Genomic DNA, 8,151 nt, shown 5'->3' on the forward strand with positions numbered 1-8,151 from the left:
ATGATCGAGCTGGCGGCCGCCATGGTTCGAGACCCAGATGCCGGCACAGCCGTGCCGAACGGCGTCGCGGGCCAGCGGCGCGAGATCCACGCCCGCAAGGCGCCCGGTCTTCCGCTCCGGACCGACTCGCCGCCACTCGCGGCGGCGGCCGCCGAGGCGAGCCTCGACGACGTGCTGTTCTGATCGGGGTCGCCCGGCGCGATCAGAGCGCGCCGGCGCGCATGAGCTCGGCGGACAGGCGGTCGAGCGGCAGGACCCGGTCGGCGGCGCCCAGCGCGATCGCCTCCTTGGGCATCCCGAACACCACCGAGGTCTCCTCGTCCTGCGCCACCGTGTGGGCGCCGGCCTGCTTCATCTCCAGAAGCCCGCGCGCACCGTCGTCGCCCATCCCGGTCATGATGATGCCGACGGCGTTCGAGCCGGCGTACTTCGCGGCGGAGCGAAACAGCACGTCGACGGAGGGACGGTGGCGCGAGACCAGCGGCCCGTCCTTGATGCTGACATAGTACCGCGCCCCGCTCCGCTGCAGCATCATGTGACGGTCGCCGGGCGCGATCAGCACGCGGCCGCGCAGCGCGGTGTCGCCGTCGGCCGCCTCCTTCACCTCCACGGCGCACAGCCCGTTGAGCCGGCGCGCGAACGCCGCCGTGAACATCTCCGGCATGTGTTGGACGATGAGGATCGGCGGGCAGTCGGCGGGCAGCACCTCGAGCAGCGCGCGCAGCGATTCCGTGCCGCCCGTCGAGGCGCCGATGCACACGACCGTCTCGGTGGTGCGGGCCATCGCCTGGCTGCTTCGCGGCGGAGCCAGCATCACGTCGGCGGTGAGCTTCTTGGGCGGCGCCGCGATGCCGCCGCCGGCGGCGCGGCGCCGCGGCAGGCAGTGCAGGCGCGCCCGCCCGGCCGCCTTGACCGAGTCGCAGATCCGCAGCCGCGACTCCATCAGGAACTGGGTGACGCCCATCCGGGGCTTCTGGATGACGTCCACGGCGCCGGCCTCCAGCGCCTGGATCAGCGTCTCCGAGCCCGCCTCGGTGAGCGACGAGCACATCACGACCGGGAGCGGGCGCTGGCTCATCAGCTTGCGCAGGAACGTGATGCCGTCCATGCGCGGCATCTCGACGTCCAGCGTGATGACGTCCGGCACCTCGCTCTGGATGCGGCGCGCCGCGACGAACGGGTCCGACGCCGTGCCGATCACCTCGATCTCCGGATCCTCGTTGAGGATGGCGGCGAGCGTCTGCCGCACCGAGGCGGAGTCGTCGACGACGAGCACGCGGATCGGCGACGCCATGGTCAGCTCCGTCGAAAGACCGCGGTGGTGGCGGCCCGCACCGGCAGGTCGAAGCCGGACAGCGTCTCGGAATGCCCGAGGAACAGCCAGCCGCCCGGACGGAGGTGGTCGCAGAGCCGGCGCAGGACCGCGAGCTGCGTCGGCTTGTCGAAATAGATGAGGACGTTGCGGCAGAACACGATGTCGAGGTCGCGATCCATCGGATACGACGTGTCCATCAGGTTGAGCCGGCCGAACTGGACCATGGCGCGCAGCTCCGGCACGATCCGGACGAGCGACGAGGTCCGGTCCTTGGCCCGCATCACGTAGCGCGACCGGATCTCGGGCGGCACCGGCGTCATCATCTCGGCCGGGAAGATGCCACCGCGCGCCGTGCCGAGCACGTCGGTGCAGATGTCGGTGGCGTAGACGACGCCGGCGAGCTCCGGGATGTGGCGGCGCTGCTCGGCCAGCACCATGGCGATCGTGTAGGCCTCCGCCCCGGTCGACGACGCCGCGCTCCAGATCTTGACCGGCGCGCGCGGGCCGATGCGGCGCTCCGACGCGATCCGCGGCAGGACGTCGTCGGCCAGGATCCGGAAGTGCTCCGGCTCGCGGAAGAACTCCGTCTTGTTGGTGGTGACCACGTCGATCAGGTGAATCTCTTCGGCGGCGAGGCCGTCCTGGTCGAACAGATAGTCGCAGTAGTCGGCGAGGCTGTGCATGCCGAGGGCGCGGACGCGCTTGCGCAGCCGCCCCTCGATCATGGTCGACTTGCTGGGCGGCACCTTGATGCCGCTGTAGCCGTGGATGAACTCCCCCAGACGCTGGAAGTCCCGCGGCCGCAGCCGGTCGTGCGTGTCGACCCAGCTCGACTCGGCCGCCTCCGGTCCGGCGGCCTCCCGAGCGGGCAGCGTCTTCGCAATAGCATGGTTCATGACGCTACCCTGCCCGGCTCAGCTCGCGCGCTCGAACTGAGCGTCGTGGGCGTCCGGGCCGCCGGACGAGAGATCGAGCTTGTAGCCGCCCCGACCCGCCGCGCGGCCCGGCTGGGCGTAGGCGGCCCGCACCTGGTCGACCAGCTTGTTGGCGCCGTTCGAGGCCGGCTTCACGGCCGGACGCGGCGCCGGCGACGGCGCGGCCTTGGAGGCGACGACACGCGCCGGAGCGGGCCGCTTCGCCGGCACCGCAGCGGCGCTCTCGTCGGTGCGGAAATAGGCGATGCTGGCCTGGAGCTGCTCGGCCTGGGCGGCGAGCTCCTCCGACGTCGCCGACATCTCCTCCGAGGCGCTGGCGTTCTGCTGCGTCACCTTGTCGAGCTGCTGGATCGCCTGGTTGATCTGGTCGGCGCCGATGTCCTGCTCGCGGCAGGCGGCGCTGATCTCCGAGACGAGCTCGGCCGTCTTCTGGATGTCGGGCACGAGCCGGGTGAGCATCTCGCCCGCCTCCTGGGCGGCCTTGACGGTCTGCGACGACAGCGTGCCGATCTCGGCCGCCGCGGTCTGGCTGCGCTCGGCGAGCTTGCGCACCTCCGAGGCGACGACCGCGAAGCCCTTGCCGTGCTCGCCGGCCCGTGCCGCTTCCACGGCGGCGTTGAGGGCCAGCAGGTCGGTCTGGCGGGCGATCTCCTGCACGATGGTGATCTTCTCGGCGATGGTGCGCATCGCCTCGACGGCGCGCGTCACCGCGTCGCCGCTCTTTTCGGCGTCGGCGGCGGACTGCCGAGCGATCTTCTCGGTCTGGGTGGCGTTGTCGGCGTTCTGCTTGATGTTGGAGGCCATCTCCTCCATCGACGAGGAGGCCTCCTCGGCGGACGCCGCCTGCTCGGTGGCGCCCTGCGACAGCTCCTCGGAGCTCGACGACAGCTCCTGGCTGCCTGACGAGACGTTGTCGGCCGCCGTCAGCGACTCGGCCACGACCTGGCGGAGCTTCTCCACCATGCGCTCCAGCGCGATGCCGAGCGTGTCCTTCTCGGAGAAGCGCTGCACCCGCACCGTAAGGTCGCCGTTGGCGATGGTGTCGGCGACATCCGCGTTGATGCGCAGATTGGTCGTCATCTGATTGAGCGAGTCGACCAGATCCTTGATCTCGTCGTTGGAGGTGACCTTGACCTCCTGACTCAGGTCGCCGATCGCGACGGCCTCGGCGAGGCCGCCGGCCCGGGCGAGGCCGCGGCTGATCGACAGCGCCATCCACACCGCCGTGACCACCGCGATCAGCAGCGCGACCGCGACGAGACCGATGAGCAGCATGCGGGCGTTTTCGTACTGCTGGGCGGCGTCGGCCTTGGCCTGGCCGAGAATCCGGTTGTTGGCCTCGATGATCGTCCGCAGATTCTTCTGAACGTCGCCGACATGCTGCCGTGCCACCGTGCCGGACAGGACGCGCGCCTCGTTCTGCTCGCCGCGGCGCAGCGCCTCCCGAATCTTGTCCTGGGTCTGGACGTATTGCTGGAACGACGTACGGGCTGCCATCCACAGCGGTCGACGCTCCGCCGCGGCAGTCGACTCGCCCTTCTCGAGCGTCGCTGCGAGTGATTGACGATCGCGCGCGATCTCGGTGTCGAAGCGATCGACCTCCTCCTTGGAGGTCGCCATGATGAGGTTCTTTTCGGCCCGCACCAAGGTCATGAGATCGGAGTTCAGCTCGAGCGAGAACTGCATGCGGTGGACCGGACCCTCGACCATCCGTTGCAGTGTCTGGTCGAGCGAGGCGAGGTTGGAGATACCGAGCCAGGCGGTGACGCCGGAGAGAACGATGATGATGGCGAAGGCGAGCGCGAGCTTCAGCTTGATGGTGAGGCGCATCGGGGCATTCCTGGCAAGGTGCGGTTCGAGAGGATGGGTCAGGCCGCTTGGGCCGCGACCGGCGGCACGAGGCCGCCCGCAGCGGGCATTGCACGCTCGGCCGTCGTCATGGCCGGATCGGTGGTGAAGAGACGGACGATGTCGAGCACGGCCACGAAGCCGCCGCCGTGGCGGCCGACGCCGAGGATGTGGTCGTGCGCCCAGGGCGTGCCGATGTCGGGCGGCGGCTCCAGCCGCCCGTCGTCCAGGGTCGCCACCTCGAACACGCGGTCGGCCGTGAGGCCGACGGCGAGCCGGCGGCCCGGCAGCGGCACGTCGAGCACGACGATCCGGGTCGTCTCGTCCGGCTCGACCCGCGGCAGGCCGAGACGGGTCCGCAGGTCGATCACCGCGACGCCGCGGCCGCGCACGTCGATGAGGCCGTCGAGGTGAGCCGGCGCGTCGGGGATCCGGAACACCTCCTGGATCGGCAGGATCTCGAGGACCATCGCGACCGGGACCGCGAACACCTCCCGGCCGATCCCGATGGTGACGTAGAAGCCGTCGCTGGCCGTGCTGGTCGAGGTCATGGGTCAGCTCGCCCTTTCGAACTGTGCGTCGTGGTTGTCGGGACCGCCGGCCGCGAGGTCGAGCCGGAAGCCGGCGCGGGCCGGAGCCTTGCCCTGGCCGTAGGCGGCGCGCACCTGCTCGACCAGCTTGTTGGCGCCGCCCGTGGCCGCCTTGGCGGACGCGCGGGGGCGTTCGGCGGCAGCAGGCGCCGGCCTGGCGGAGGCCGCGGCCCGCGCCGGAGCGGCACGCCGTGTGGGCGCCATGCCGGCGACGCTGTCGTCGGTGCGGAAGAAGGCGATGCTGGACTGGAGCTGCTCGGCCTGGGCGGCGAGCTCCTCGGAGGTCGCCGACATCTCTTCCGAGGCGCTGGCGTTCTGCTGCGTCACCTTGTCGAGCTGCTGGATCGCCGTGTTGATCTGCTCGGAGCCGATGTCCTGCTCGCGGCAGGCGGCGCTGATCTCGGAGACGAGCTCGGCCGTCCTCTGGATGTCGGGGACGAGGCGGGCCAGCATCTCGCCCGCCTCCTGGGCGGCCTTGACGGTCTGGGTCGACAGGGTGCCGATCTCGGCCGCCGCGGTCTGGCTGCGCTCGGCGAGCTTGCGCACCTCCGAGGCGACGACGGCGAAACCCTTGCCGTGCTCGCCGGCCCGTGCCGCTTCCACCGCGGCGTTGAGCGCCAGCAGGTCGGTCTGGCGGGCGATCTCCTGCACGATGGTGATCTTTTCGGCGATGGTGCGCATCGCCTCGACGGCCCGGATCACGGCGCCGCCGCTCTGCTCGGCGTCGGAGGCCGACTTGCGCGCGATGGTCTCGGTCTGGGTGGCGTTGTCGGCGTTCTGCTTGATGTTGGAGGCCATCTCCTCCATCGACGAGGAGGCCTCCTCGGCGGACGCCGCCTGCTCGGTCGCGCCTTCGGACAGCTCCTCGGCGCTCGACGACAGCTCCTGACTGCCGGCCGAGACGTTGTCGGATGCCGCGAGCGCTTCGGCGACGACCTGGCGCAGCTTCTCGACCATCGCGTTGATGTGGCCGATCAGGTCACCGATCTCGTCCTTGGAGACCTTGTCGATCGTCTGGGTCAGGTCGCCCTGCGCCACCGCCTGGGCGAGCGCACCGGCGCGGGCCAGGCTGCGGCTGATGGTGATCGCCATCCAGGCCGCGATCGCGGCCGCGAACAGCAGCGAGGCGCCGACGATGGAGAGCATCAGGTTGCGGGCGCTCTCGTATTGCTCGTTGGCGGCGGACTTGGCGTCTTCCAGCGCCTTGCGATTGATGTCGGCGGCCCGCTCGAACTGCTTCTGCAGATCCTGCGTCAGGCTGCGGCGCTCACCCGCCGAGACGGCACGTGCCTGATCCCGTTCGCCCTGCTGGACCAGCGTGCGGATCTTGTCCTGCTCGCTGGCGATCCGGGTCAGGAGGCCGCGATTGGCCAACCAGATCGGCTTGTTCTGCGCCGTCGCGCTCTCCTCGGCCTTGTCGATCCGCGACAGCAGCGACTGGCGCTCGTGCAGGAGCTCGTTCTCGTACTTGGTGATCTCGTCCTTAGCCTGGGCCATGACCAGGTTCTGCTCGGAACGGATCAGCGAGACGAGGCTCGTGTTCATCTCGAGCGAGAAGGCGAGACGCTGCACCGGCACGTCGACCAGCCGGCTGAGGGTCGCGTCGAGCGACGACAGGTTGGAGATGCCGAGCCAGGCCGTGACGCCCGACAGGGCGATGATGACGGCGAAGGCGAAGCCGAGCTTGAGCTTGATGGTGAAGCGCATCACAGGTCTCCTGAACGCCCGGCGAGCGCACAGGTCGGGGTTCGTCGTTCTGCTTTGGACTTGTCGGGCGCCTGGTCGGCGGAGGACGGCGAGAGTATGCGGGCGAGATCGGGAACGACGATGAAGTCGTCGCCGCGCTTGCCGATGAAGCGGATGTATTCCTGGCGCCAGCGGGTGCCGACGCGGGGAACGTCGGCGAGCGCCGAGGCGGCGAGCTCGGTCACCTCGTGCACCTTGTCGGCCCGGATGCCGATGACGGTCGGCACCCGGTCGATCTCGATCTCGGTGACGACGATGCGAGTGTCGATCGTGTCGGGCGCCTGCTCCATGTCGAACTTGAGCCGGAGGTCGGCGAGCGGCACCACCTTGCCGCGCACGTTGATCAGCCCGCTGACGAAGGGCTGGCTGCCCGGCACCTCGGTCACCGGCACCAGATCCAGGATCTCACGGACCTGGTTGGCCTCGAGCGCGAAGGTCTGGCCCTGGAGATCCATGGTCAGCACCTCGAGGGGCCGGCCGTCGTCGGTCGTGGTCATGAAACGCTCCTGTGCGGCTCAGCTCGCCGCCTTCAGCCGCTCCTCGGCGGCCTGCCCGTCGGCGACGAGCTGCGGCACGTCGAGGATGAGGGCGACGGACCCGTCGCCCAGGATGGTCGCGCCGGAGAAGACGCCGACATCGGCGTGCAGCCGCGACAGCGACTTGATGACGGTCTGGTGGTCGCCGATCACCTGGTCGACGACCAGGCCGACCCGCATGCCGCTGGCCGAGACGATGACGACCTTCTGGTAGGGATCGGCCGGCAACGCCGAGGCGAACTGCTCGCGCAGCCGGATGTAGGGAACCAGGTCGCCCCGGATGTTGAGGAAGCAGCGGCCCTTCGCCCGCAGGTCGTCCTGCGGCGTCAGCTCGACGCATTCCTCGACGGCGCCGAGCGGGATCACGTAGCGGCCCTTGCCGACGCGGACCAGAAGCCCGTCGATGATGGCGAGCGTCAGCGGCAGCCGCAGCGTGACCTCCGAGCCGTGGCCGGGCGTGCTCTTCACGTCGATGGAGCCGCGCAGCTCGTCGATGGTGCGCTTGACCACGTCCATGCCGACGCCGCGGCCGGACAGGTTGGTCACCTCCCGGGCCGTCGAGAAGCCCGGCGCGAAGATGATCTTGAACAGCTCCTCGTCGGCCAGCTTGGCGCCGGGCGCGAGCAGCCCCTGCTCCTCGGCGCGCGCCTGGATTCGGGTGCGGTCGAGGCCGCGGCCGTCGTCGCCGACCGAGATCAGCACGGCCGCGCCGGCGTGGCGGGCCGTCAGGGTGATGCGGCCCTTTGCCGGCTTGCCGGCGGCGGCGCGGCCGTCCGGGCCTTCCAGCCCGTGGTCGCCGGCGTTGCGGATGAGGTGGACCAGCGGATCGGCGAGCCGCTCGATCACGGTCTTGTCGAGCTCGGTCTCCTCGCCCGACGTGATCAGCTCGATGTCCTTGCCGAGGTCGCGCGACAGGTCGTGCACCAGCCGACGGAATCGGCCGAACAGCGAGCCGATCGGCATCATGCGGACGCCCATGGTGGTGTCCTGCAACTCGCGGGCGAGACGCTCGATCTCCTCGGTGACCGACTTGACCTGCGGATCGCTCGACGCGGCGGCGATCTGCTTGAGGCGCGACTGCGCGATCACCAGCTCCCCGACCCGGTCCATCAGCTCGTCGAGCCGCTCGGCCGGCACCCGCACCCTGCAAATTGGCGAGGAAGCGGCGGGCGCTCTCGTCC

Annotated in this window: 8 protein-coding genes; all 8 read right to left on the bottom strand. The window is 70.2% G+C overall.

Translation table 11 applies throughout. From position 1 onward, the window contains the following. A partial coding sequence (locus tag CH341_RS36515; protein ID WP_170149792.1) for an alpha-hydroxy-acid oxidizing protein occupies window positions 1–90 on the bottom strand: 90 nt, incomplete at its 3' end. A 112-nt stretch (window positions 91–202) separates the two neighbouring features. Beyond that, window positions 203–1,294: a protein-glutamate methylesterase/protein-glutamine glutaminase gene (locus tag CH341_RS25000; RefSeq protein WP_111421692.1), complete on the bottom strand. Its 1,092-nt coding sequence runs from the start codon at window positions 1,292–1,294 to the stop codon at window positions 203–205. 2 nt (window positions 1,295–1,296) lie between these two features. Next, window positions 1,297–2,211 carry a CheR family methyltransferase gene (locus CH341_RS25005; protein ID WP_111421693.1) on the bottom strand — a complete coding sequence of 305 codons (915 nt, stop codon included), beginning with the start codon at window positions 2,209–2,211 and terminating at the stop codon, window positions 1,297–1,299. Between the two features lie 18 nt (window positions 2,212–2,229). Next, window positions 2,230–4,080 (bottom strand): methyl-accepting chemotaxis protein, encoded by a 1,851-nt coding sequence (locus tag CH341_RS25010; RefSeq protein ID WP_111421694.1) that lies wholly within the window; start codon window positions 4,078–4,080, stop codon window positions 2,230–2,232. A 38-nt stretch (window positions 4,081–4,118) separates the two neighbouring features. Further along, a complete protein-coding gene (locus CH341_RS25015; RefSeq protein WP_111421695.1) occupies window positions 4,119–4,649 on the bottom strand; it encodes a chemotaxis protein CheW in 531 nt (176 codons plus the stop codon). 3 nt (window positions 4,650–4,652) lie between these two features. Next, a complete protein-coding gene (locus tag CH341_RS25020; RefSeq protein WP_111421696.1) occupies window positions 4,653–6,395 on the bottom strand; it encodes a methyl-accepting chemotaxis protein in 1,743 nt (580 codons plus the stop codon). After that, window positions 6,395–6,931, bottom strand: coding sequence for a chemotaxis protein CheW (locus CH341_RS25025; protein WP_111421697.1), 537 nt, complete (start codon window positions 6,929–6,931; stop codon window positions 6,395–6,397). Before CH341_RS25025 ends, CH341_RS25020 begins: the two co-directional genes overlap by 1 nt. Before the next feature lie 18 nt (window positions 6,932–6,949). Then, window positions 6,950–8,151: chemotaxis protein CheA (locus CH341_RS25030; protein WP_146604614.1), on the bottom strand; the 1,202-nt coding region annotated here is incomplete at its 5' end.

Source organism: Rhodoplanes roseus, assembly GCF_003258865.1.
Lineage (GTDB): Bacteria > Pseudomonadota > Alphaproteobacteria > Rhizobiales > Xanthobacteraceae > Rhodoplanes > Rhodoplanes roseus.